At 71.2% G+C, this 23,799-nt stretch carries 19 protein-coding genes and 1 pseudogene; 7 read left to right on the forward strand and 13 right to left on the reverse strand.

What is annotated here, in order from left to right:
• Positions 1-410, forward strand: a pseudogene (locus AB0J64_RS24600) (sphingosine kinase); the annotation flags it as partial.
• A 93-nt stretch (positions 411-503) separates the two neighbouring features.
• Positions 504-3,239, forward strand: a complete 2,736-nt coding sequence (locus AB0J64_RS24605; RefSeq protein ID WP_364030908.1) for a DEAD/DEAH box helicase — start codon at positions 504-506, stop codon at positions 3,237-3,239.
• Between the two features lie 66 nt (positions 3,240-3,305).
• On the opposite strand, the gene AB0J64_RS24610 is transcribed toward AB0J64_RS24605, so the two are convergent.
• Positions 3,306-3,494 (reverse strand): hypothetical protein, encoded by a 189-nt coding sequence (locus AB0J64_RS24610; RefSeq protein ID WP_364030911.1) that lies wholly within the window; start codon positions 3,492-3,494, stop codon positions 3,306-3,308.
• Between the two features lie 450 nt (positions 3,495-3,944).
• On the opposite strand from AB0J64_RS24610, the gene AB0J64_RS24615 reads away from it, so the two are divergent.
• Complete coding sequence (locus AB0J64_RS24615) at positions 3,945-5,696, forward strand: ABC transporter ATP-binding protein (RefSeq protein ID WP_364030914.1); 1,752 nt, start codon at positions 3,945-3,947, stop codon at positions 5,694-5,696.
• Between the two features lie 349 nt (positions 5,697-6,045).
• Here AB0J64_RS24615 and AB0J64_RS24620 read toward each other — a convergent pair whose 3' ends face one another.
• Positions 6,046-6,408, reverse strand: a complete 363-nt coding sequence (locus AB0J64_RS24620; protein WP_364030917.1) for a hypothetical protein — start codon at positions 6,406-6,408, stop codon at positions 6,046-6,048.
• An 892-nt stretch (positions 6,409-7,300) separates the two neighbouring features.
• Here AB0J64_RS24620 and AB0J64_RS24625 point away from each other — a divergent pair.
• Positions 7,301-7,471: a hypothetical protein gene (locus tag AB0J64_RS24625; protein WP_344995683.1), complete on the forward strand. Its 171-nt coding sequence runs from the start codon at positions 7,301-7,303 to the stop codon at positions 7,469-7,471.
• 51 nt (positions 7,472-7,522) lie between these two features.
• On the opposite strand, the gene AB0J64_RS24630 is transcribed toward AB0J64_RS24625, so the two are convergent.
• The 3 genes from AB0J64_RS24630 to AB0J64_RS24640 all read right to left on the reverse strand — a co-directional run bounded on the left by AB0J64_RS24630 (position 7,523) and on the right by AB0J64_RS24640 (position 10,085).
• Positions 7,523-8,941, reverse strand: coding sequence for an RNB domain-containing ribonuclease (locus tag AB0J64_RS24630; RefSeq protein ID WP_364030920.1), 1,419 nt, complete (start codon positions 8,939-8,941; stop codon positions 7,523-7,525).
• A gap of 24 nt (positions 8,942-8,965) precedes the next feature.
• Positions 8,966-9,289 carry an STAS domain-containing protein gene (locus tag AB0J64_RS24635; protein ID WP_364030923.1) on the reverse strand — a complete coding sequence of 108 codons (324 nt, stop codon included), beginning with the start codon at positions 9,287-9,289 and terminating at the stop codon, positions 8,966-8,968.
• Between the two features lie 211 nt (positions 9,290-9,500).
• Entirely contained in the window at positions 9,501-10,085 is a 585-nt protein-coding gene (locus AB0J64_RS24640; RefSeq protein WP_364030926.1) for a TetR family transcriptional regulator, read from the reverse strand.
• Between the two features lie 129 nt (positions 10,086-10,214).
• Between AB0J64_RS24640 and AB0J64_RS24645 the strand changes: the two genes are divergently transcribed.
• The 3 genes from AB0J64_RS24645 (at position 10,215) to AB0J64_RS24655 (ending at position 14,002) form a co-directional block, all read left to right on the forward strand.
• Positions 10,215-10,907 carry a hypothetical protein gene (locus AB0J64_RS24645; protein ID WP_364030929.1) on the forward strand — a complete coding sequence of 231 codons (693 nt, stop codon included), beginning with the start codon at positions 10,215-10,217 and terminating at the stop codon, positions 10,905-10,907.
• A 111-nt stretch (positions 10,908-11,018) separates the two neighbouring features.
• On the forward strand, positions 11,019-13,085 hold the full coding sequence (locus tag AB0J64_RS24650) for an alpha-galactosidase (RefSeq protein ID WP_364030932.1): 2,067 nt from the start codon (positions 11,019-11,021) through the stop codon (positions 13,083-13,085).
• Positions 13,086-13,183: 98 nt separating this feature from the next.
• Positions 13,184-14,002 (forward strand): ACT domain-containing protein, encoded by an 819-nt coding sequence (locus AB0J64_RS24655; RefSeq protein ID WP_364030935.1) that lies wholly within the window; start codon positions 13,184-13,186, stop codon positions 14,000-14,002.
• Positions 14,003-14,036: 34 nt separating this feature from the next.
• Here AB0J64_RS24655 and AB0J64_RS24660 read toward each other — a convergent pair whose 3' ends face one another.
• From AB0J64_RS24660 to AB0J64_RS24695, 8 genes are read right to left on the reverse strand one after another with little or no spacing between them, the layout of a single operon-like run.
• Positions 14,037-15,362 carry an aminopeptidase P family protein gene (locus AB0J64_RS24660; RefSeq protein WP_364030938.1) on the reverse strand — a complete coding sequence of 442 codons (1,326 nt, stop codon included), beginning with the start codon at positions 15,360-15,362 and terminating at the stop codon, positions 14,037-14,039.
• The gene (locus AB0J64_RS24665) at positions 15,355-16,629 is read right to left on the reverse strand and encodes an alpha/beta fold hydrolase (RefSeq protein ID WP_364030941.1); all 1,275 of its coding nucleotides are present in this window, start codon (positions 16,627-16,629) and stop codon (positions 15,355-15,357) included. Before AB0J64_RS24665 ends, AB0J64_RS24660 begins: the two co-directional genes overlap by 8 nt.
• Positions 16,626-17,438 carry an ATP-binding cassette domain-containing protein gene (locus AB0J64_RS24670; protein WP_364030944.1) on the reverse strand — a complete coding sequence of 271 codons (813 nt, stop codon included), beginning with the start codon at positions 17,436-17,438 and terminating at the stop codon, positions 16,626-16,628. The genes AB0J64_RS24665 and AB0J64_RS24670 overlap by 4 nt, the downstream gene beginning before the upstream one ends.
• Positions 17,435-18,235: an ABC transporter ATP-binding protein gene (locus AB0J64_RS24675; RefSeq protein ID WP_364030947.1), complete on the reverse strand. Its 801-nt coding sequence runs from the start codon at positions 18,233-18,235 to the stop codon at positions 17,435-17,437. Before AB0J64_RS24675 ends, AB0J64_RS24670 begins: the two co-directional genes overlap by 4 nt.
• Positions 18,232-19,227: an ABC transporter permease gene (locus AB0J64_RS24680; RefSeq protein ID WP_364030950.1), complete on the reverse strand. Its 996-nt coding sequence runs from the start codon at positions 19,225-19,227 to the stop codon at positions 18,232-18,234. The genes AB0J64_RS24675 and AB0J64_RS24680 overlap by 4 nt, the downstream gene beginning before the upstream one ends.
• The gene (locus AB0J64_RS24685; RefSeq protein WP_364030953.1) at positions 19,227-20,141 is read right to left on the reverse strand and encodes an ABC transporter permease; all 915 of its coding nucleotides are present in this window, start codon (positions 20,139-20,141) and stop codon (positions 19,227-19,229) included. The genes AB0J64_RS24680 and AB0J64_RS24685 overlap by 1 nt, the downstream gene beginning before the upstream one ends.
• Positions 20,142-21,848 (reverse strand): ABC transporter substrate-binding protein, encoded by a 1,707-nt coding sequence (locus tag AB0J64_RS24690; RefSeq protein ID WP_364030956.1) that lies wholly within the window; start codon positions 21,846-21,848, stop codon positions 20,142-20,144.
• Between the two features lie 19 nt (positions 21,849-21,867).
• Positions 21,868-23,757: a beta-L-arabinofuranosidase domain-containing protein gene (locus AB0J64_RS24695; RefSeq protein ID WP_364030959.1), complete on the reverse strand. Its 1,890-nt coding sequence runs from the start codon at positions 23,755-23,757 to the stop codon at positions 21,868-21,870.
• Between the last annotated feature and the right edge of the window lie 42 nt (positions 23,758-23,799).

Consider the following 23,799-nt stretch of genomic DNA (forward strand, 5'->3'; position numbering starts at 1 on the left):
GCATGGGCCGGTACGTGCGGGCGACGGCGCAGGAGCTGCGCTCCTTCCGGCCGATCCCGTTCCGGGTGACCCTCGACGAGGACGAGGTCGTCGAGCGGGAGGTCATGCTGGTCGCCGTGGGCAACACGCGCTCCTACGGGGCGGGCATGCGGGTGTGCCCGGACGCGCGCCCCGACGACGGGCTGCTGGACGTGATGATGCTGGACGCCGTGTCGAAGGCCGAGTTCCTGCGGGTGTTCCCGAGCGTGTACCGGGGGACGCACGTGGGGCATCCGGCGGTGTCGGTGCGGCGGGTGCGCAGCGTGCGGCTGGAGGCTCCCGACGTGGTCGCCTACGCCGACGGTGAGCGCGTGGGACCTGCGCCGGTGCACTGCGAGGTGCGCCCTGGGGCGCTGCGGGTGCTCGTTTGAGATCTACATTGTAAAGGCGCCCGGCGGAAGCCGAATGACCTTGCGGAGTACGGTGGGACCGACCGGAATGGCGATTTCGGTAGGCTGGCGGGTATGACAACGCCAGCGGAACGCTATGCGGCCTTCCGTCAGAGACATGGGGACGACGGGGCCGCGCTGAGATCGTTCCGAGGTCTCTACGACTTCGAGCTGGACGACTTCCAGCTGGACGCCTGCCGGGCCCTGGAGGCCGACGACGGAGTCCTGGTCGCGGCGCCCACGGGGTCGGGCAAGACGGTCGTCGGCGAGTTCGCCGTTCACCTGGCCCTGGAGCAGGGCCGCAAATGCTTCTACACCACCCCCATCAAGGCGCTGTCCAACCAGAAGTACAACGACCTGGTCAAGCGCTACGGCACCGCCAAGGTCGGCCTGCTCACCGGCGACAACAGCGTCAACGGCGAGGCCCCCATCGTGGTCATGACCACGGAGGTGCTGCGCAACATGCTCTACGCCGGGTCGGCGACGCTGGCCGGGCTCGGGTTCGTGGTGATGGACGAGGTCCACTACCTGGCCGACCGGTTCCGCGGCGCCGTCTGGGAAGAGGTGATCATCCACCTGCCGGAGTCGGTGCGGCTGGTGGCGCTGTCGGCGACCGTGAGCAACGCCGAGGAGTTCGGCGAGTGGATGGGCGAGGTGCGCGGCGACACCACGGTGATCGTCGACGAGCACCGTCCTGTGCCGCTGTGGCAGCACATGATGGTCGGCAACCGCCTCTACGACATGTTCATGAACGACGACCTGACGCTGCGCATCAACCCCACGCTGATGCGGGTGACGCGCGACGCCGAGCGGCTGATGGCGGGCCGGGGCAGGCGCGGCTACGGCCGGCCGCAGCGCTCGCGGCCGCCGGACCGGGTGCAGGTGATCGAGAAGCTCGACGCCGAGGGGCTGCTGCCCGCGATCACGTTCATCTTCTCCCGCGCCGGGTGCCAGGCCGCCGTCCAGCAGTGCCTGTACGCCGGGATCCGGCTCACCACCGACCGCGAGCAGCACGAGATCAGGCAGCTCGTGGACGAGCGCACCGCGCACCTGCCCGACGAGGACCTGGCCGTCCTGGGCTACCTGGAGTGGCGCGACTGCCTCGAGCGCGGGCTGGCCGCGCACCACGCGGGGATGCTGCCGGCGTTCAAGGAGGTCGTGGAGGAGCTGTTCACGCGCGGGCTGGTCAAGGCCGTGTTCGCCACCGAGACGCTCGCCCTGGGCATCAACATGCCGGCCCGCAGCGTGGTGATCGAGAAGCTCGACAAGTGGAACGGCGAGACCCACGCCGACCTGACGCCCGGCGAGTACACCCAGCTCACCGGGCGGGCCGGGCGGCGGGGCATCGACGTCGAGGGCCACGCGGTGGTGCTGTGGCAGCCGGGCATGGATCCGCTGTCGGTGGCGGGCCTGGCCGGCACGCGTACGTACCCACTGCGCTCCAGCTTCCAGCCCTCCTACAACATGGCGGTCAACCTCGTCGGCCAGTTCGGCAGGGAGCGCGCCAGGACGCTGCTGGAGGAGTCGTTCGCGCAGTTCCAGGCCGACCGGGCGGTCGTGGGGCTGGCCAAGCAGCTGCGCAAGCACGAGGAGGCCCTGGAGGGCTACCAGGAGGCGATGACCTGCCACCTGGGCGACTTCCCCGAGTACGCGGCGCTGCGCCGCAGGCTCACCGACAGGGAGGCCGAGCTGGCCAAGCAGCGCGGCGCGGCGCGCCGGGCCGCCGCCGTGCGGTCGCTGGAGGCGCTGGAGCCGGGCGACGTCATCCGGGTGCCCGGCGGGCGCAGGGCGGGGCTGGCGATCGTGCTCGACCCCGGCCGCAACCCGCGCGGCCGTGGGGCCGACACCGGGCCGAGCCCGCTCGTGCTGACCATCGGCAAGCAGGTGAAGAAGCTCGACCCCTCCGACTTCCCCGTCCCGGTCGAGCCCCTCGAGAAGCTGCGCATCCCGAAGAACTTCAACGGCCGCTCGCCCAAGGAGCGCGCCAACCTCGTCTCCACGCTGCTCGCCAAGATCGGCGACCGCGACCTGGGCAAGCCGGTCAGGGCGCGCGACCACACGGTGGAGGACGAGGAGGTCAACGAGCTGCGCCGGCGCATCCGCCAGCACCCGTGCCACGGCTGCGACGAGCGCGAGGACCACGCCCGCTGGGCCGAGCGCTACTACAAGCTGCTGCGTGAGACCGAAGGGCTGCGCCGCCGCGTCGAGGGCCGCTCGCATGTCATCTCGCGTACGTTCGACCGCATCTGCTCGGTGCTGGAGCAGCTGGGCTACCTCGAGGGCGAGGCCGTCACCGACGAGGGCCGCCGCCTGGGCCGCATCTACACCGAGCTGGACCTGCTGACCGCCGAGTGCCTGCGCAAGGGCCTGTGGGAGGAGCTCGACCCGGCCGAGCTCGCCGCGTGCGTGTCGGCGCTGGTGTTCGAGTCGCGGGCGTCCGACGACGCGCGCCGTCCCAAGGTCCCCGCCGGGCACACCCAGGAGGCGCTGTCGGCGATGGTCCGGCTGTGGGGGGAGCTGGAGGGCATCGAGTCCGACCACGGGCTCTCCACGATCAGGGAGCCCGACATGGCGTTCGCCTGGGCGGCCTTCCGGTGGACGAAGGGGCACACCCTCGACGCGGTGCTCAGGGACGGCGTCAACGGCAACGAGCTGGCGGCCGGCGACTTCGTACGGTGGATCAAGCAGCTCATGGACCTGCTCAGCCAGCTCGGCGACGCGGCGCCGGCAGGCAGCAAGATCAAGCAGACGGCGGGCAAGGCGATCGACGGGATGCGGCGCGGCGTGGTGGCCTACTCCTCGCTCACCTGAGCACACGGCTGGAGGCGCCGCTCGCCCGGCGGGCGGCCTCCAGCCTCCCCGTAGACCTCGGCGCCGCTAGGACTCCTCCTTGCGCACGCCGTAGACCGTCAGCGCAAGGCCGGCGATGCCTGTCATCGCGCTCACGACGGTCAGCGCGGTGCCGTCGAGCCAGCGGTGCAGCAGGCCGAAGCTCTGGCCGAAGACGTGCTCGGCGATGAGGCCGCCGAAGCCCTGGATCATGAGAAGTACGCCGATGAATGCCATACGTCCATGATCCCGGCCGCGGCCCTGCGATCCATCGGACCAAAGTATCGGGCGGCCTACACCTTGGAACCAGTTCCGAGAAGCATCTTTGGCGGTCCCGTGACCCCGTTGAGTGGTTGTGTTCTTTTACAAGTGATTTAACGCGCGCGCTGAATGGCCGTTGTCTGCTGGTCCTGCCGGTCAAATCTCTTTGGAATTGTCGAATTCAACTGCTTTATCGCAATTCTGGTGATAACGTGCGATTTGTGCAAGTCGCCAAACGGGGGAGGAATCATGGCTAGCACTCAGTTCGCACGCATCGACTTCCAGCAGGGTTGGGGCTGTCACCGCCGCAGGCGCTGCTGTCGCCGTAGGTGGTGGGACGGGTGCTGCCGCCGACGGTGGTGGGGGTGCTAGGTGAGGGTGTCTGACAACACCCTTGAGGGCCGGCGGCACAGCCGTCGGCTCTCAATGTCTGCCTCCGGCCGCGAACTCGCACCGGCGATTTCCCTTCGCCGGACTTTCCGCGAGTTCTGGCCGGACACCCGCGGGTTGCGGCGGCTGTTCGCGGCCGGAGTCGTCTTCGCCGTCCTGGCCGCGCTCTGCGAGGTCGCCGCCATCCGCCTGTTCGGCCACATCACCGACGAGGTGCTCGCCACCCGGCGGCTGGCCGCGTTCTGGGTTCCGGCGCTGGCCTGGCTGGGGCTGGCCGCGGTCGCCGGGGTGACGTCGTTCGTGGCGACGTACGTCACCGCGCTGGGCGCGGAACGGTTCCTGCTGGCCCTGCGCGACCGGGTGTACGCGCACGTCCAGACGCTCGCGCCGGACTTCTCGGAGAACCGGCGCCTCGGCGACCTGATGGCACGGCTGACCGACGACATCGAGGCCATCGAGGAGCTGGTCGGGTCCGGGCTGGTCAAGGCGCTCACCACCGCTGCCAGCGTGGTGTTCTTCGCCGGGGCGGCCTTCTTCATCCGCTGGGACCTCGCGCTCGTCACGATGGCGCTGATCCCGCTGTTCCTGGTCGTCTCCAGGGCGTTCGCGGCCAGGTTCAGGACCGCCGCGGCGCAGGAGCGCGCCAGCAACGGCGCCATGAACAGCGTCCTGGAGGAGGGGCTGGCCAACCAGCCACTCGTGCAGGCCTACAACCGGCAGCAGACCGAGTCGCGGCGCCTGCACGGCGAGGGCCGCACGTGGCTGCGCGCCAACATGGCCCAGGCCTGGCTGTCCAGCCTGTACGGCCCCGCCGTCCAGATCATCGAGACCGTCTGCCTGATCGTCATCCTCGGGTTCGGCGCGTGGGAGATCGCCGCCGGCCGGTTGACGCTGGGCGGCCTGCTCGCCTTCGCCGCGTACCTGGCACTGCTGTATCCGGCGGTGCAGGCGCTGGGCGAGCTGGCGCTGACGGTGTCCGAGGCGGCCGCCGGGGCCGACCGGGTCATCGAGATCCTGCGGGTGGAGCCCGTCGTCACCGACGCCGCCGGAGCCGTGTCCGCGGGCAGGAGCCGTGGCCTGGTCGAGTTCGACCGGGTCGGGTTCGCCTACCCGAGGAGAGGGCGGCAGGTGCTGCGGGAGCTGTCGTTCACCGCCTCGCCCGGAGAGGTCGTCGTCGTGGCCGGGCCCAGCGGGGTCGGCAAGTCCACGCTGGTCAAGCTGCTGCTGCGGTTCTACGACCCGGGCGTGGGCCGCATCCTGCTGGACGGGGCCGACATCCGGGGCCTGACGCGGCAGTCGCTGCGCGAGAACATCACGGTCCTGCACCAGGAGACGCTGCTGTTCTCGGGTTCGGTACGTGACAACATCGCCTACGGGCGGCCCGACGCCTCGCTCGACGAGGTCATCGAGGCGGCGCGGGCGGCGGGCGTGCACGACTTCGTCAAGGCACTGCCCCAGGGGTACGACACACCGGTGGGGCAGCGCGGCCGGCTCCTGTCCGGCGGGCAGCGGCAGCGGATCGCGATCGCCAGGGCCATCCTGCGCGACACACCGGTGCTGGTGCTCGACGAGCCCATGACCGGCCTGGACGAGGCCACGGCCACGCAGGTCATGCGGCCGCTGCTGCGGCTCATGGCCGGCCGGACGACGCTCCTGATCACGCACGACCTGCGGCACCTGCCGGAGGGGGCGCGGGTGGTGGAGCTGTCGCCCGTGCCCCGGCCGCCGGACCGCATCCGCCTGAAGCGCGTCGCCCACCGCCCGCACTCGCTGTCCCGCGCCACCTGACCACCGCCGGGCCCAAACCTCCCCGGATCCGGCCCGCATCCCGAGCCGCCACCCGCCCTACGGGGCGGGTGCGCTGGTTTCCGGGGCCGGTCCGCCGCTGCCCACGGGGTGTGCAGCTTCGGGCGGGTTCGCCGCTGCCCACGTGGGTGCGCTGCTTCGCCGCCGGTCCGCCGCTGCCCATGGGGTGGGGGCGCTGGTATCGGGCCGGTTCGCCGCGCGTTCGGCTGGTGGCTTCAGGCGCGTTCAGCGCCGGCACGTGAGGAGGGCCGCACCGGAACCCGGTGCGGCCCTCATTTTCCGTTGTCATTCCGGTGTGGGCGGTTGGCCTGGAACACCTAGGCTCGACGGCTCAGGTGTCGATGAGGCGCAGTGCTCGGACCGGTGCGGATGATGGATCAGCCGCCTCCACCTCCGCCACCGCCGCCGCCGCCGAAGTCGCCGCCGCCACCTCCGCCGCCGCCGCCGCCGCCGCGCTCGACGCCGCCGCCGCCTCCGCCGCCGCCGCCTCCGCCGCCGCCGCCTCCGCCGCCGCGCTCGACGCCGCCGCCACCACCACCGCCGCCGCCTCCGCCGCCACCACCGCCACCGCCGCCGCCACCGCCGCCGCCGTGGTGACGACGGTGCTCACCGCCGCCGCCTCCACCGCCGCCGCCTCCACCACCACCGCCGCCGCCTCCGCCGCCGCCTCCGCCGCCACCGCCTCCGCCGCCACCGCCGAAGCGGCGGATGCACCTAGCGCGGTTCCTGGCGTTCCGGCACGGCTGCTGCTTGGTGAGCTGCGTGGTGCTCTTCTGGACCGTGGGCTCGGTGACGGTGGACTGAGCCGATGCCGCCACAGGGGCAGCAAGGGCCGTGGCCGCCATCGCGGCGGCGGCGAGAAGGTTGCGAGTCTTGATCATGAGAGATCTCCTCTTGAGGGTTGGGAACTCCGGGCGGTGCCCGGATCTCTCTGCGGAGCTCCATATCCGTCCCGAAAGACATTGATATGGGCTGCGGATCACCTTTCAAGCTAGGTCGCCGAGGCGGGCGAAGTCATCCGGCGAAGGCAAAACTCCCGGCAGTCAGAAATTGCTCTGGAGCGCGTTACAAGAATGGACGGATGGCGCTCCGCTACGGTGCGCTACATCACTGACATGCGCCGTTATTTTTGCTAAAGGGACTTCCAGTGCGGCGGCCCAGCTTTTTGCCGTCCGCCCGCCCGCGGCGGGGCTTGTCGGCCGGAGACGGGGCGCGGGTAAAGTGCCGCGCCGTTCCGCCGTGCGCCGCGAATGCCGGTGGAAAAGGCGGCGGCGAACAGTCCGCGCCGTTCAGGTCTCCAGGCAGCCCCGTCAAGTGATGCGAGGGTAGACCATGGCGCCTTCCTGCAGTGGCGGGCGTGACCGGAGACGCCGGCGAGTCTTTACCGCGACGGCGGCCCGCCGCGCCCGGAGCACTGACCGGCCGGTCAAGGTGGTGTTGTCAGACGCTCACACATCGTCACCTTCGGGGCAGTTTTTCGGGCGATGGCGCTGGAAATCTCCATGTCAGAGACATCCTCGGACGCACCCGCCGAGGCCAGTCACCTCGGATGCGCGGTGTCCGGGCCGGCCCCGTTGGAGGTAGCCATGTTCGCCCTAGTCGCCGCCGTACTGTTCGTGCTCGCGCTCATCTTCGAGATCGCCGGCCTCGCCGTCGGCAGCGTGATCACAGTCGCCACGCTCGGCACCGCCGGGCTGCTCTGCGTCGCGCTCCACCTGATGGGCGTGGGCGCGGGATGGACCCCGCTGAAGAAGTGATACCGGGTCGAGGGCCGCGCGCGGAGCGTCCGTGCGCGGCCTGTCCATGGGTCAGGTCGCCAGCGTGAAGCGGACCTCGCGGGTCGCCGGGTCCGCCTGCGTCAGGCGTACCGTGACCTGCTCGCCCAGGGGGAGCGGGCCCTCGCAGCGGGCGATCACGGCCGGGTCGGCGAGTTGCACCTGCCCGCCGCCGCGCCGGTCGTCCACGTCGATCACCACCGCCTCGAACGCCTGCCCGATCCGCTCCCGCAGCAGGAACGCCTCCACCAGGTCCACGCACGCGCGCTCCACCGCCCCGGCCCGCCGCCCGGTCGTGGTCATGATGCCGGGCAGGCTCGGAAGCGCCGCCCTGATGTCGGACGGCACCGGCTCGCCGGCCGCCACGGCCAGGCACACCTCCGTCGCGTAGCGGTCGGCCAGGCGCCGCAGCGGCGCCGTGACGTGCGTGTACGGCGCCGCCACCGCCGCGTGCTCGGCCAGCTTGGGCGGGGCGCCGTCGAAGGCCACGTAGCCCGCGCCGCGCAGCAGCACCTTCGACTCGTGCAGGAACGCTGCCTGCTGCGCGTTCTTCGGGTCCAGGTCGTGCACCACGTCGCCGTAGGAGGCCCCGTCGGGCCACGGAACGTCCAGCGCCTGAGCCACCCTGCGGACCTTCGCCAGGTCGTCGGCGTGCGGCCGGGGCAGCACGCGAAGGATGCCGATCTCGGCGTCCAGCATCATCGCGGCCGCGGCCATGCCGGTCAGCAACGAGATCTGCGCGTTCCACGCCTCGGCGGGCAGCGGCAGCCGGAACTCGAGCCGGTAGGAGCCGTCGTCCCCGGGGACGACCTCCTGCTCGGGCGTGGGCAGGGTGACGCCGCCGCGCTCACGCTCGAGCGCCAGCCGGAGGCGGCCGATCTCGGCCAGCAGCCCCAGCACGCCGTCGGCCGTGCCCGTGTCGACCGCCGCCTGCACGTAGGCGTAGTCCAGGCGCTCGCGGCTGCGCACAAGCGCGCGCTGCACGTCGGCGCCGACCGTGCGGCCGTCGGCGTCGAGGTCGATCCGCCACACCGCGGCCGGGCGCAGCGCGCCGGGCAGCAGGCTGGCCGCGTCCTCCGACAGGACTCTGGGGTGCAGCGGCACCTTGTCCGCGGGCAGGTAGACGGTCTCGCCCCTGGTGCGGGCCTCGGTGTCGATGACGCCGCCGGGACGCACGAACGCGCCGACGTCCGCGATCGCGTACCAGACGCGGTAGCCGCCGCGCACCCGCTCCAGGTGGACGGCCTGGTCGAGGTCCATCGAGCCGGGCGGGTCGATGGTGACGAACGGCACCTCGGACAGGTCCTCGGCGTCGAGCCGGGGCACTCGCGCCACCCATGCGGCCTCGTCGAGCACGGCGCTGGGGAAGTCGCCCGGGAGGCCGAGCTCCCGCCCGACGCGCTCGAACCCGTCCTCCAGCTTCAGGGGTATCTGATCGGGAACCTGAATCACCCTGCCAACCTACAGGGCGGCCGATCAGGTGAGGTGGCCCTCCAGGCCGGTGATCCGCAGCAGCCGCCGCATCGTGGGCGGGATGCCGGTGAGGCGCATCGCGGTGTGCCGGCGCACAGCGTGGTTGCGGACCGAGACGAGGATGCCGAGCCCGGCCGCGTCGATGAAGGTGAGCCCGCTCACCTCGATGAGGAGCGTGGCCTGTCTGCGCGGGGCGCCCCCCGCCTCCCTCAGCAGCCCGAACAGGTAACCGCGAAGCTGCTCGGTGGTGGCGATGTCGAGATCTCCGGACACACTGACGGTCAGGGTGTCGTTGCGGCGGCTGGTGGTCAGGTGCAGTGGCTGCATGTCGGCTCCGCGCTCTGTCAGGGCCGGAACCTCCTGCCGGTTGCGCGGGCCAGCCCTTGCCGTGGGCACCAGAGTCATGACGCGTCACGTAGTGCGACGGTGTTTGACGCTAAGTGTACATGCCTGGTCAGGCGTGAACCGTGATTCCGGGGGACAGGACGGATCCGCGAGGATCAATTCCGATTACCCAGACGTAAAAACATCACACCAATCAGCGGGGCTCCAGCCCGCGAAGGATGAGATCGCACAATGCGGCGAAGTCGTCCTCGATGTCCGGCAGGCTCCAGTCGGCGGCGTGCGCCGGGTTGTGGAAGCGGACGAAGGCGTCGAACACGGCACGGGCCGCAGCGGCCGGGTCGGGAGCCGCGAACTCGCCCCGGGCGACACCGGCCTCGACGATCTGCCGGACCTGGCCGACCAGGTCGGCGATGTGCCGCTCGATGACCTTGCTGGACTCGCCCACCAGCACCGTGTACGTGGCGAACAGCTCGGGGTCGCCGAGCGCCTTCTTGCGCTTGGCGCGGAACAGGGTGCTCAGCCATTCGCGCAGCCGCACGGGGGCCGGCGCGTCGGAGGCCAGGACGATGCCCAGCTCCGCGTGCGACTCGTCCAGCCAGCGCTGGGTGACGGCCTCGCGCAGGGCCGCCTTGCTGGAGAAGTGCCGGTAGACGCTGCCATGGCTGACGCCGAGCGCCCGCGCGACGTCGACGACCGTCGCCTTGGCGGGACCGTAGCGGCGCAGGACGTCTTGGGCCGCCGTGAGGATCTGATCCGCCGTCAGGATGCCGTCTGTCATATTTCCAATTCTGTCAGCCCCTTGGCTGTGTGTGATGCGGCGGTCCGGATGCGGATAAATGGCACTGAATCGTGGTCGGTGACACTACGCTGCTACCGCTATCAGGTACGAGGGGAAAGCAACAACATCGTGTGGATCGCAGTCGCAGTGCTGGCGGCCGTCGTGGTGGGCGGGGTGGTCTGGTGGCTCCGGCGTGACGCGGTCGGCGGGGGCGCCGACGACACGTTCGAGATCCATGGGGACATGGACCTCGGGCTCCCGGCCGAGACCGAGCCCGCGTTCATGGAGGGTCTGCGGGCCTATCCACAGCGGGCGCACGTGTGGTGCGGGGTGCTCGCGACGTACGAGCCGCCCCGGCTGATCTCGCTGCCCCTGCTCGCCGACGCCTTCATGGCCAGGGGAGACGGGGCGCTGCATGATCCGCAGAGCGCGGTCGCCACGCTGGTCTCGCAGCTCTCGGCGGTGGAGCGGCCCGGCGTGCTGCACCTGCGCGCGGACTGGCTGGAGGGCGAGGCGGACGGCATGGACCGGCAGGCCTTCGCCGAGGCGGTGGGGAAGATCGTGGTCGGCGCGTGCTCCTCCTGCACCGACGTGGCCCTCGGATCGTTGATGGTGGCCCCGCGCGACTCCAACACGATGATGCTGGACCTGGCCAGGCTGGTGGAGCTCTACGGAGAGGCCCGCGAGAAGCAGCCGGAGGCCGGCGCTCAGGAGTTGCTGCGCGAGGTGACACAGCGCCTGATCGAAGCCGGCGGTCCCGGCCTCACCTGGACCACGCCGCCCACTCAGGACGACCTGAACATCGTGCTCCAGCCTCGGTGAGGCGGGAAACGGGCGTCTCCACCGGAGGGGCATCCCCGTGATCAGGCCGAGTGCCTCATTCCTGTAGGTTCGCGTGGTATCGACCAGCGTCTGCTGACTGAGGAGCCCGACTTGACACCCCTCATCTTGTCCGCCGCAGGTACTGCCCTCGTCCTCGACGGACCCGGGCTGCCGCGGGTGCGCCACTTCGGCGCCGACCTCGGACCCGCCGCCGGGTCCGACCTGCTGCCCGCACTGGCGTCCTTGACCCCCGCGCAGCCGCTGCTGCCCGCCCAGGCGGACAGCTGGTACGGCCGGCCGGGCCTGTCGGGCGGCCGGGCGGGCGAGCACTGGCCGGTGCGCTGGACGCTGGACCGGCTCGACGTGGACGCCACCCCCGGGCAGGGAGGCACGGTGACCGTCGTGGCCTCCGACGCCCGGGCGGGTCTGGAGCTGGTGAGCGAGCTGGCCATGGACGCCGGCGGCCTGGTGACGATGCGGCACACGGTCACGAACACCGCCGCCTCGCCGTACCGGCTGGAGGGGTTGACCTGCGCCCTGCCGGTGCCGGCGCGCGCCGGCGAGCTGCTGGACTTCACCGGGCGCTGGGCGCTGGAGAAGGTGCCGCAGCGCACGGCGTTCGCCCAGGGCGTGTGGTCCAGGGAGAACCGGCGCGGCCGGACCGGGCACGACGGCACAGGGCTGCTGGTGGCCGGGACCGAGGGGTTCGGGTTCAGAGGCGGCGAGGTATGGGCGGTGCACGCGGGCTGGAGCGGCAACCACGTCCACTACGCGGAGCGGCTGGCCGAGGGGCCGGCGGTGCTGGCGGCGGGCGAACTGCTCGAGCCCGGCGAGATCGTCCTGGCCGAGGGGGAGAGCTACCGCACGCCGCTGGTGTACTTCACCTGGTCGGGCAGCGGTCTGGACGAGGCGAGCGCCCGGCTCCACGACCACCTGCGCGCCGCCCGGCCGCTGCCGGTCCGGCCCGTCACGCTGAACAACTGGGAGGCCACCTACTTCGACCACGGGCTGGACCGGCTGCTGGAGCTGGCCGACAAGGCGGCGGCGGCCGGCATCGAGCGGTTCGTGCTCGACGACGGCTGGTTCCGCCACCGCCGCGATGACCAGGCCGGCCTCGGCGACTGGTACGTCGACGAGGGCGTGTGGCCGAACGGCCTGCACCCGCTGGTCAAGCACGTGCGCAAGCTCGGCATGCAGTTCGGGCTCTGGTTCGAGCCGGAGATGGTCAACCCGGACTCCGACCTGCTGCGCGCGCACCCCGACTGGGTCCTCGGCCAGGCCGACCGCATGCCGCCGGCGTACCGCCACCAGCAGGTGCTCGACCTGGCCAGGCCCGAGGCGTACGACTACCTGCTGGAGCGCCTGGACAGCCTGGTCAGCGAGTACGAGCTCGACTACATCAAGTGGGACCACAACCGCGACATCGCCGAGCCCGTCCACGACGGTGTGCCCGGGGTGCACGCGCAGACCCTGGCCACGTACCGGCTGCTGGACGAGCTGCGTGCCCGCCACCCCGGGCTGGAGATCGAGTCGTGCTCGTCGGGCGGCGCGCGCATCGACTACGGCGTCCTGGCGCGTACCGACCGGGTGTGGACCTCCGACAGCAACGACGCGCTCGACCGGCAGGCGATCCAGCGCTGGACCGGGCTGCTCGTGCCGCCGGAGCGGATGGGCAGCCACGTCGGCGCCGCGCAGGACCACATCACGGGGCGCTCGCTGCCGCTGGCCTTCCGCGCCGCGACCGCGCTGTTCGGGCACATGGGCGTGGAGTGGGACCTGACCTCGGTGAGCGAGGCCGAGCTGGAGGAGCTGGCCGAATGGATCGCGCTGCACAAGCGGCTGCGGCCGGTGCTGCACGCGGGCCGGGTGGTGCGGGCCGACCATCCCGACCCGACGGCGCTGCTGCACGGGGTGGTGCTGCCCGAGCGCGGCGTGTTCGCGTTCGCCCAGCTCACCTCGAGGGTCCCCATCGGCCCCGCGCCGCTGCGCCTGCCCGGGCTCGACCCCTCGAGCACGTACGAGGTGCGCGTCGCCGGGCCCAAGCCCCCACGGTCGGGGCTGCCGGAGTGGACGGCCGGTCCGGTGCGGCTGAGCGGGGCGGTCCTGGGCGAGCTCGGGCTGCCCGCCCCTGTGCTGCGGCCCACCACCGCGCTCGTCATCGAGGTCGAGAAGGTCTAGAGCCAGGTCACGTACAAGTCATGCGGTGAAGGCGGTTTAATGGCGCCGCAATCGCGCCGTTCATGATCAGGTAACACGCCGCGGACACACTGGGCGGCATGAGCGATGCACCCAAGGTGTCGAACGGAAACCGGAGCTCCTGGCGGCGGGAGATCGTCGAGCTGGCCGCGCTGTTCCTCGCGGTCGGCCTGGCGCACCTGCTCGCGACCCTGCTCGGCCGCCAGGAGCCCGGTCCAGCCGTGCTGGTGGGGTTGGGAGCGGCGTTGATCGCCGGGGCGGCGCTGCACAAGCGGCTGGGCCGCCGGAGCGTACGGAAGGCGGCCCCGCTGCCCGTGGAGGGCGGCGCGGGCTCGCCCATGATGTTGTGGCGCATTCGCATGCGGGTGGTGGAGCGGCCGGGCCGGCTCGCCACCGTGGCGGGGGCGTTCGGGCGGCTGGGCTGCAACATCCTGGCGCTGCACATCGCGCCGACGGGCAGCAGTGCCATCACGCCCGCCGGGTGTGACGCGCTGGACGAGTTCGTCATCGAGGCGCCGCGGGGGCTGGCCCGTGATGTGCTGGCCGGGGCGCTGAGCGAGGCGGGCGGGCTGGACGTGGTCATCGTGCCGGCCCAGGTCAAGGATCTCACCGACCCCGGCGTGCAGGCTCTTGTCCTGGCGCAGCGGGTGAGCGCGGACCCTGACCGGCTGCCCGAGGCCATGGCGGAGCTGCTGCGGGTCCCGCACGTCGAGTGGCGGCGGCCGGGCGACACCGTGGACGACGGGGCCGAGCTCAACACCACCATGGTGATCTCCGTCAACCCGGACCGCGCCCTGCTGATCCGGCGTCCCGCGTTGCCGTTCACCCCCACCGAGGCCGCCCGTGCCGCAGCCCTGACGGCCACGGCCCGCGAGGCCCGCTACAGCGCCTCCGGTTGATCGTGTGCGGCGGCCGGTGGGTTTGTGCGGGGGTTTACCTGGAAGCCTCCTTGGTCCAGCGTTCCAGGCCGCTCGCGTCGATGGGTAGGGCGTCAGAAAGGATCTCGGCGCCGGACGCGGTGACCAGCAGGTCGTCCTCGAGCCGTACGCCGATCCCGCGCAGCTCCGGCGGGAGCGTGCGGTCGTGGGCGTGGAAGTAGAGCCCGGGCTCGACGGTGAGCACCATCCCGGCCTCCATGACCGCCCCCTGGTACGCCTCCGGGCGGGACTGGGCGCAGTCGTGCACGTCGAGGCCCAGGTGGTGGCCGATGCCGCAGATCAGGTAGCGGCGATGGTGCTGGCCCTGGTCCGACAGGGCCTCGTCCACCGAGACCGGCAGCAGCCCCCAGTCGTCCAGCCCGCGCGCGATGACCTCCATGGCCGCGTGGTGGAAGTCGGTGAAGCGGTGGCCGGGGCCGACCTGCGCCATGCCCGCCCGGTGCGCCTTCTCCACCAGGTCGTGCACCTGCCGCTGGGCGGGGGAGAAGGTGCCCGAGGCGGGGAAGGTGCGGGTGACGTCGGCGGTGTAGCCACTGCGTACCTCGAGGCCCATGTCGAGCAGGAGCAGCTCGTCGGGCAGGACGGGGCCGTCGCAGCGGACCCAGTGCAGGGTGGGGGCGTGCGGGCCGCTGCCCACGATGGTGGGGTAGCCGGGGCCGTTGCCGTACGCCCTGGCGTACCGGTCGAACGTGCCCTGCAGCCACCGCTCGCCCGCACCCTCGATGGCCGCGGGGAGCTCGGCCAGCACCGCCGCGAAGCCCTCGACGGTACGGTCCACGGCCTCGCGGAGCTGGCCGATCTCCCACTCGTCCTTGATCATGCGCAGCTCGGACAGCACGCGCGGGAGGTCATCCTGCGGCTGCATCGGGTCGGTGAAGTCGCTCAGCGGCCGCACCTCCACGCCGAGCGCCGCCGACCACTCCGCGACTGACGGGGACGGGCCCACCCACAGCTCGCCATAGGCCGCGTCGGCGAAGAAGCCGATCTCGCCGGGGCGGGCGGGCGGGGGAAGGTACAAGGTGGCGGCGCCGTCCGCGATCACGGCCACGGCGTTCTCCACCGCGCAGCCGGTGAGCCAGTAGAAGTCGCTGTCCACGCGGAAGTCGTAGTACGTGTCGTTGTTGCGCACCGGAGCCCGCCCGGCCTTCACGACCACGGTCCTGCCGGGGAGGGCGGCGGCCAGGCGCTGCCGGTGCGCGGCGGCCGCCTCGGCCGCGCCGGGCACCAACGTGGGGGTGCGGGCGGGGGAGTCCCAGCCCTGGGCGATGTAGTCCAAGAATGCGGGGATCTCGGTCAGCTTGGGGGGTTTGCCGTCACTCACCCGTAATGCCTCCTCCTATGTCGCGTACGAGCCCGGTCAGCCGGGCGAAGACCCGTTCCTCGCCGATGCCGTCGTGCTCGTACTCGTTGGTGACCCAGGCCTGCGTGTTGCCGACCCTGGACGCGGTGTCCAGCTGCAGGCCGGAGTCGACGTACATGTCGTCGAAGTAGACGGCCGCCGCCACCGGCACCTCGTTGGCCGCCAGGCGGTCCAGGTCGTACAGCACGGGCCAGTCGGCACGCTCGGCGAGGAGCTCGACGGCGGCGCGGAAGGGACGCAGCGCGCGGATCTCCTCGAACATCCAGGGGTAGATCATCTCGCCGGTGAACAGCAGCGGCCTGGCGTCCTCGGCGAAGGCGGGGTGGCGGGCGCGCTCGCGCTGCGCCGCCCAGGCCGTCGCGCCGGGCCCGGACCCGTAGATGCTCTCCTGCAGCGCGGCGAAGAGCGGGTTGTCGGCGTAGGAGGAGCGGGCCAGCACCTGGTGCAGGAACGTCTCGGGCAGCTCGGCGGATTCGTCGAGGAGCCAGTGCATGCGCTCGTAGCCCGGCTTCATGCCGAAGTCGATCCCCAGCGACTGCAGCCGCCGCACGGTCAGCACGTCGCCGTCGGGCAGCAGGACGTCGCCGTGGGACAGCCGGTCGGCCAGGCGGGCCACGGTCTCCACGTGGTGCGGGTAGCGGCGGTAGAACTCGGCGTTCTTGGCCGCGACCCGCGGATAGGTGCGCCGGTAGACCTCCGCGGCGTCGGGGTCCACGGAAGGCAGGCCGCCCGCCACGTAGCAGGCGCTCAGGCCCTCGGGCGCGTTCGACAGGTACGTCAGCGTCAGGAAGCCGCCGTAGCTCTGCCCGAGCGTCGACCAGCGCCGGCCGCCGAAGACGGTCTTGCGCAGGTGCTCGGCGTCGGCCACGATCGAGTCCGCGCGGAAGCGGGCCAGGTAGTCGGCGCCCTCCTGCGGGTCGAGCGCGCTCATCACCCGCCCGTCGATCCGCGAGCTGCGGCCCGTGCCGCGCTGGTCGAGCAGGATCACCCGGTACGTCTCCAGCGCCTTGCCGAGCCAGCCCGACGTGCCGACAGGCCGCGGGCCCTTGCCGCCGGGCCCGCCCTGCAGGTAGAGCAGGCACGGCAGGTCGTCGCCGTCCCGCACGGGATCCACCAGTTCCCTGGCGAACACCCTGATCGTGGCCTCGGGATCGGACCAGTCGAGCGGTACCTCGACGACATGGTCGCGTACCCGCATCCCGGGGATCGTGTAGGTCGCGGTGATCACACCTTCTCCCTCCTGCGGCGGTCCCACTCCGGGTTGATGCGTGGGATGGCCGCCAGCAGCGTCCGCGTGTACTCGTCCTGCGGGTCGCCGAAGACCTGCTCGGTGTCCCCCAGTTCGACGATCTTCCCCTTGCTCATCACCGCGACCCGCTGGGCGATCTGCCGGACGACGGCCAGGTCGTGGGCGATGAACACATAGCTGAAGCCGCTCTCGCGCTGCAGCCGCCGCAGCAGCTCGAGCACCTGGGCCTGCACCGACACGTCGAGCGCCGAGACGGCCTCGTCGCAGATCACCAGCTTGGGGTTGACGGCCAGCGCGCGGGCGATGCCGATGCGCTGGGCCTGCCCGCCGGAGAACTGCGCGGGGTAGCGCAGGGAGTGGTCGGGGTTCAGGCCGACGCGCTCCATCAGCTCCTTGGCGTGCGCCCGGCGGCTGCCGTTGGGCGCGATGCCCTGGTAGACCAGGGGCGCCATCAGGATCCGCTCCACCGTGTGACGGGGGTTGAGCGAGGAGAACGGGTCCTGGAAGACGACCTGGACGTTGGCGCGGAAGCGGGCCAGGTCGGCCCCCTTGGCGTGGGTGACGTCCTCGCCGTCGAACTCCAGCGTGCCCTCGCTCGGGTCCATCAGCTTGGCGATCATGCGGGCGGTCGTCGATTTGCCGCTGCCGGACTCGCCGACCACCGCCAGCGTCTCGCCGAGCTGTACGTCGAAGCTGACCTGGTCGACCGCCGTGAACTCGGCCTTCGCGCCCAGCGGCCCGCGCGAGAGGAACCGCTTGGTCAGGTCACGGGCGCGCAGCAGCGTCATGCCTTCACCTCATCGTCGATGCGCGGGATGCTCTCCAGCAGCATCCGGGTGTAGTCGTGGGCCGGCTCGGCGAACACCTGCTCGGCCGTGCCGTACTCGACCTGCTCGCCCTGGCGCATCACCAGCACGCGCGTGGCGATCGAGCTGATCACGGCCAGGTCGTGCGTGATGAACACCATGCCCATGCCGGCCTCCTCGCGCAGGCGGGCCAGCAGCTTCAGGATCTGCGCCTGCACGGTCACGTCCAGCGCCGTGGTCGGTTCGTCGGCGATCAGCAGCTCGGGGGAGCACACCAGGGCCATGGCGATCATGATGCGCTGCCGCTGGCCGCCGGAGAACTGGTGCGGGTAGTAGTCCACCCGCCGCTCCGCGTCCGGCAGGCCCACCTGATCGAGCGCGTCGATCGCGACCGCCCTGGCCGCGCCGCGCGAGCCGCCGCGGTGCGCGCGGTACATCTCCTCGATCTGCAGGCCGACGGTGTAGTACGGGTTGAGGGACGACAGCGGGTCCTGGAAGATCATCGACATCCGTTCGCCGTGCAGCCGCCGCAGCTCGCGGTCGGAGCGGCCGAGCAGCTCCATGCCGTCCAGCCGGATGCTCCCGCTGGTCCTGGCGCCCTTGGGCAGCAGTCCCATGACCGCCAGGCTCGTCATCGACTTGCCGGAGCCCGACTCGCCGACGATCCCGACCGTCTCGTCCTGTCCGACCGTGAAGGACACGCCCTTGACCACGTCCACCAGGCCGCGCGTGGTGGGGAAGGTGACGGTGAGGTCCTCCACGACAAGAAGTTCGCTCATTTCGCCGCGATCCTCACTCTCGGGTCCAACCTCGCGTAGACGAGGTCCACCACCAGGTTCCCGATCACCACGAAGAACGCCGCCAGCAGGGTCACCGCCATGATCACCGGCTGGTCGTTCTTGGCGATCGAGTCGGCGGCCATCTTGCCGACCCCGTTCAGCCCGAACACCGTCTCGGTGATCAGCGCGCCGCCCAGCAGCGCGGCGAAGTCCATCCCGAAGATCGTGGCGATCGGCGTCAGCGCCGGGCGCAGCGCGTGCCTGCGCAGGGTCAGCGCCGGGCTCAGCCCCTTGGACCTGGCCGTGCGCATGAAGTTCTCGGCGAGGGTGTCGATCACGTTCGCCCTGGTCAGCCGGGCATACAGACAGGCGTAGACGGTGGCCAGCACGACCCACGGCATGAGGTACGACTCGAACCACAGCACCGGATCGTCGCCGAACGCCACCGCCTGCGGGAACGGCAGCACCTGCAGCTGCACCACCAGCACGTACTGCAGCGCCAGCGCCAGCACGTAGTTGGGGATGCTGGAGCCGCCCAGTGCCAGGCCCATGGCCGCGCGGTCCCACCAGGTGCCCTCCTTGACCGCGCTGACCAGGCCCGCGACGACCCCGATGAGCAGCCACAGCACCGCGGCCCCGATCGCGACCGTGGCGCTGACCGGCAGCCGGTCGACCACCATGTCCCACACGGACTGGCCGGTCTGGAAGCTGTAGCCGAGGCACGGGGCGGCGCAGTGCACGAGGTTCGCGCCCTCGCCGTAGTCGCGCCCGGCGAAGATCCCGAAGAGGAAGCCGAAGAACTGCGTCAGCAACGGCTTGTCCAGCCCCAGCACGACATGGATCTGGTCGATGCGCTCCTGCGTGCACGTCTTCCCGCAGATCATCACGGCCGGGTCCGGCTGGAGCGTGAAGAAGATGATGAACGTGAACAGGCACACCATGAAGAGGATCAGCACCACCCAGGCGAGCCGTCCGGCCAAGTAACGCGCCATCAGGAGGCCTCCCCGGCGTCGAGCGTGGCCCGCAGGCGGTCGCCGAGGACCGTCAGCGACAGCACGGTGAGGAACAGGAACCCGCCGGGGATCGCGAAGTACATCGGATCGACGGCGTACCACCCGACCGAACCGGAGATCATCTGCCCCCACGACGGCGTCGGCGGCGTCACACCGACGCCCAGGAAGGACAGCCCCGCCTCGGTGCCGACGTAGCCGGGCACGGCGAGGGTGGTCATGACGATCAGCGAGCTGCGCAGGTTCGGCAGGATCTCCTTGAACACCAGCGCGCTCGTGGAGGCGCCCGACGCGCGGGCCGCCTCCACGAACTCCCTGTTCACGAGTGTCAGCGTCTGCCCGCGCACCACCCGCGCCAGGTACGGCCAGCCGAACAGGCTGATCACCACCACCAGCAGCACCGACCGGTTCCCCTGAGGCAGCGAGGACAGGATCGCGATCATGAAGATGAGCGCGGGGAAGGCCATGAGGAAGTCCATGACCCGGCAGATCGCCTGGTCCACCCAGCCCTGGTAGAACCCGGCCAGCATGCCCAGCACCACGCCCAGCAGGGTCGTCAGCGCCGTGGCGGAGACCGCGATCAGCAGCGAGACGCGCGCGCCGTAGGCGATGCGCGCCAGGATGTCGCGGCCGTTCTGCGGCTCGACGCCCAGCAGGTGGTCGGCGCTGATGCCGCCGAGCGACCCGTGCGGCACGCCGCCCAGGTCGGTGTTGACGGCGGCGGTGTCGAAGTCGTTCGGCCCGTGACCGGTGATCGCGCTGATCAGCGGCGCGCAGATCGCCATCAGCACGATCAGCGTGAGGAACGCGGTGCTCAGCACCGCGCCCCGATCACGCAGCAGCGCGCCCGCGACCCGCCGGCCCGACGTGGCAGGGGAAAGAGCTGCGACGGTCATCTACTTCGTCGGCTTCGCCAGTCCGACGGAGATCAGGTCGATGCCGCCGGAGAAGGAGTTGGACTGGTAGGCGCCCGCGATGTTCGAGCCGACGAGGAGGATGAGCTTCTCGTACGCCAGCGGCACGACCGGCGCCAGCTTCATGATCTCCTTGTCCAGCTCGCCGTAGGCCGCGTTGGCCTGGTTGACGTCCGTCATCGCGGCGATCTCGTCGATCCGCTCGTTGATCCCCTTGTCGTTGATCTGAGCGAGGTTCGAGTTGCCCTTGGGCGTGATGTTGCGGCCGTCGAAGAGCGGCGGCAGGAACGTCGCGCCGGAGGCCCAGTCGGGGCACCAGCCGGTGACGGCGGCGTCGTGCTGCTGCGCCGGCGTGCCGATGACCTCGTAGTACGTCGAGGTGTCGATGTTGTTGATCTTGACTTCGATCTTCACCTGCTTGAGCGCGTCCTGGATCGCCACCGCCACCGCGGCCATCTTCGGGTCCGGGCGGGTGTCCAGCGTCAGGGAGAACCCGTCCGCGAGGCCGGCCTCGGCCAGCAGCTTCTTGGCCTCCTCGGGGTTGTACGGGTACAGGTCGTAGTCGACCCGGCCCGCGATCGTGGGCGGCTGGATCGAGGTGCCCTTGGCGGCCAGGGCGCCGCCGCCCATCCCCGCGACCACGGTGTCCTTGTTGATCGCGTAGTTGATCGCCTGGCGCACGCGCACGTCGTTCAGGGGCTTCTTGGTGGTGTTCAGGCCCATGTACGTGGTGCAGCCGTTGAGCCCGGACAGCGTGCGCTGCTTGATCTGCGGCTGCTGCACCCGCGCCACGGTCGCCGCCTGGATCGACGGGCCGAGGGCGTCGGCGTCGGCGCCCTGCCCGGCCAGCATGCGCTCGTCGATCGTGGCCGGGTCCAGGCCGAAGGTCCACTCGAACGCGTCCGGCTTGGCCGCCCGCACGCTGTCGGTCTCACGCTTCCACTGCGGGTTGCGCTCCAGCTTCAGCGAGACGCCCCGCTGGTAGCTCGCCACCTTGTACGGCCCGCTCGCGATCGGCTTGGTGTCGAACGCCGCGCCCGCCCCCGTGCCCTTGGGGAAGGGGGTGAAGTTGGCCATCGCCAGCGCGCTCGGGAAGTCGGCGAAGGGCTTCTTCAGGTGGAAGACGATCGTCTTGTCGTCGGGCGTCTCGATGGTCTTCAGGTCGCCGTCCAGATACGGGCCCTTGTAGTCCTTCGGCGCGTCCAGCAGCAGTTTGCCGTACGGCGAGCCGATCCCGGCCTCGGGGTCGAACGTGCGTGAGAAGCCGAACTTCACGGCCTCGCTGTTGATCGGGGTGCCGTCCTCGAAGAACAGGTTGTCCTTGAGTTTGAACGTCCAGGTCTTGCCGCCGTCGGACGGGGTGCCCGTGTCGGTGGCCAGGTCGGGCACGACCTTCGTGCCCTCGGCCCCCGGACCCGCGCCGAACATCGTCAACCCCCGGTAGATGAGCCGGTAGAAGTTGTTGACGCCGCCGTCCCAGCCGCGCACCGGGTCCAGGTGGGAGAAGTCCGCCTTGGCCAGGCTGTGCACGGTGCCGCCCATGGCGGCGGGCGCGCCCGGTCCACCCGACGTGCCGGTGCCCGTGCCCGCTCCCGTGCCGGTGCCCCCCGCGCCGCCGCCCCCGCCGCATGCGGTGAGCGCCAGCACGGCGGTCATGGTGACGCTCGCGAGCGCCGCAGATCTCCTCATGTTGCCTTCTTTCGTTGGTTCAGGGGGTCCTGACCCAGACCCGCATGGCTTGGGGTCCGCGGTTGCCCCACAGGAAGTAGGGGACGAAGGTCGCCGAGACCCTCGTCTCCGGGAGCGCATCGTCCAGGGGGAGCTCGGGGTAGAGCTCGGGGGAGTGCGGGGGAGCCGCGCCCGCGTCCACGCGCAGCACGACGGTCTCGTCCCGCCGCTCGATGTTCGCGCTAACAGCGTCATGGGCCCGGACCACCAGGTCGTCGACCGGGGCCTCGGGGCTGTCGTGCTGCTCGACGCAGTACACCAGCGGCCCGCGGGCCAGGCCGGCCGCGCCTCTGGTGGCGTCGAGGTAGGGGTGGGAGCCGTGCGCCCTGACCGGCATGGGCAGGGTGAGGCGTACCTCGTCGCCCGCCGACCAGTCGCGGTGAAGGGTGACCCAGCCGCCGGACTCCCGCGCGTCGCAGGGCTCGCCGTTGACGGTGATCGTCACGTCCCTGGCCCAGCCGGGGATGCGCAGCACCAGCCCGTACGGGCGGTCGGGGGCCCGCTCGACGGCGATGCGCACGTCGCCGTCCCACGGGTAGGCGCTCTCCATCGCCAGGTCCAGCTCATCGGTCCGGATCGTGGCCTCGGTGTAGGCGGCGATCAGCACGGCGCCGTCCCGCTCGGCCGCCACGTAGTCGGCGAGCTGGGCCATCCAGCGCACGATGTTCGGCGGGCAGCACGGGCAGCCGAACCAGGCGCGCCGCAGCGGCTCGCCGTCCGGCTCCGCGCCGCTGCGCTGCTCGTGGTCGGGGCGGCGCTGGAGCGGGTTGTCGTAGAAGAACGCCCTGCCGTCCGCCGACAGGCCCACGGCGTAGGCGTTGTAGAGCACGCGCTCGAACACGTCGAGGTATTTCGCGCCGCCGGTGGCCAGGAACATCCGCCAGGACCACTGCATGACGGCGATGGCCGCGCAGGTCTCGCTGTAGGCGCGCTCGGAGGGCAGCTCGTACCTGTCGCCGATCGCCTCGTCGGAGTGCCGGCTGCCCAGGCCGCCCGTGAGGTACAGCTTGGTCGCCACCATGTCGTCCCAGAGCCGCTCCAGCGCCTCCAGCAGCGACCGGTCACCGGTCTCCAGGAGGACGTCCGTCGCGCCCGCCGCCAGGTACGCCATGCGCACGGCGTGGCCGGTCACCGACGGCAGCTCGCGGAAGGGCACGTGGTCCTGGAAGTATTCGCCGGAGAAGGTGCGGTGCTCGAGCTGCCCCGTGCCCCTGCGGTCGACGAACGCTGCCGCCATGGCCAGGTAGCCGCGCTCGCCCGTCTCCCTGAACAGCTCGACCAGGGCCATCTCCACCTCGGGATGCCCGCAGATGCCCCTTTCGCGGAACCTGTCCAGCACCAGGTCGGCGAAGCGCACCGCCACGCGCAGCAGCCGGTCGTCTCCCATCCGCCGGTTGGCGGCGACGGCGGCCTGGATGAGGTGGCCCAGGTTGTACAGCTCGTGCCCCCAGGTCAGGTCCTCCCACGGCTTCTTGGCGGAGGCCGGGTCCTGGAAGAAGGAGTTGAGGTAGCCGTCCTCGGCCTGGACCCGTTCGAGGAGGCCGACGACCTCGTCGAAGAACTCCCTGGTGGCGGGGTCGCCGTCGCCCAGCTCGTACGCCAGGCCCTCCAGGGTCTTGTACAGGTCGGTGTCCAGGAAGGGGTACCGGCCCCGGTAAGGGGCAGGGTCGTCCTCCAGCAGGCGGCTCAGGTTGGCCACGTTGCCCGCGGCGCGGAGCTGCTCGATGGTGTGCGGGATCGTGGCCGTGCTGTTGCGACGCTGCCAGTGGTGGAGCAGACCGCCGGTGATGCGCACCCCGGACACCGGCCGCACGGCCCCGGACACGGCGCGTACGGCGCCGGCCAGGGGCTTGACCTGCTTAGACGTCATGAACCATCCCAGTAATGTGTGGCATTGCACTGCACCTTAGGT

It is taken from the genome of Nonomuraea sp. NPDC049695, from assembly GCF_040674955.1.
Classification (GTDB): domain Bacteria; phylum Actinomycetota; class Actinomycetes; order Streptosporangiales; family Streptosporangiaceae; genus Nonomuraea; species Nonomuraea helvata.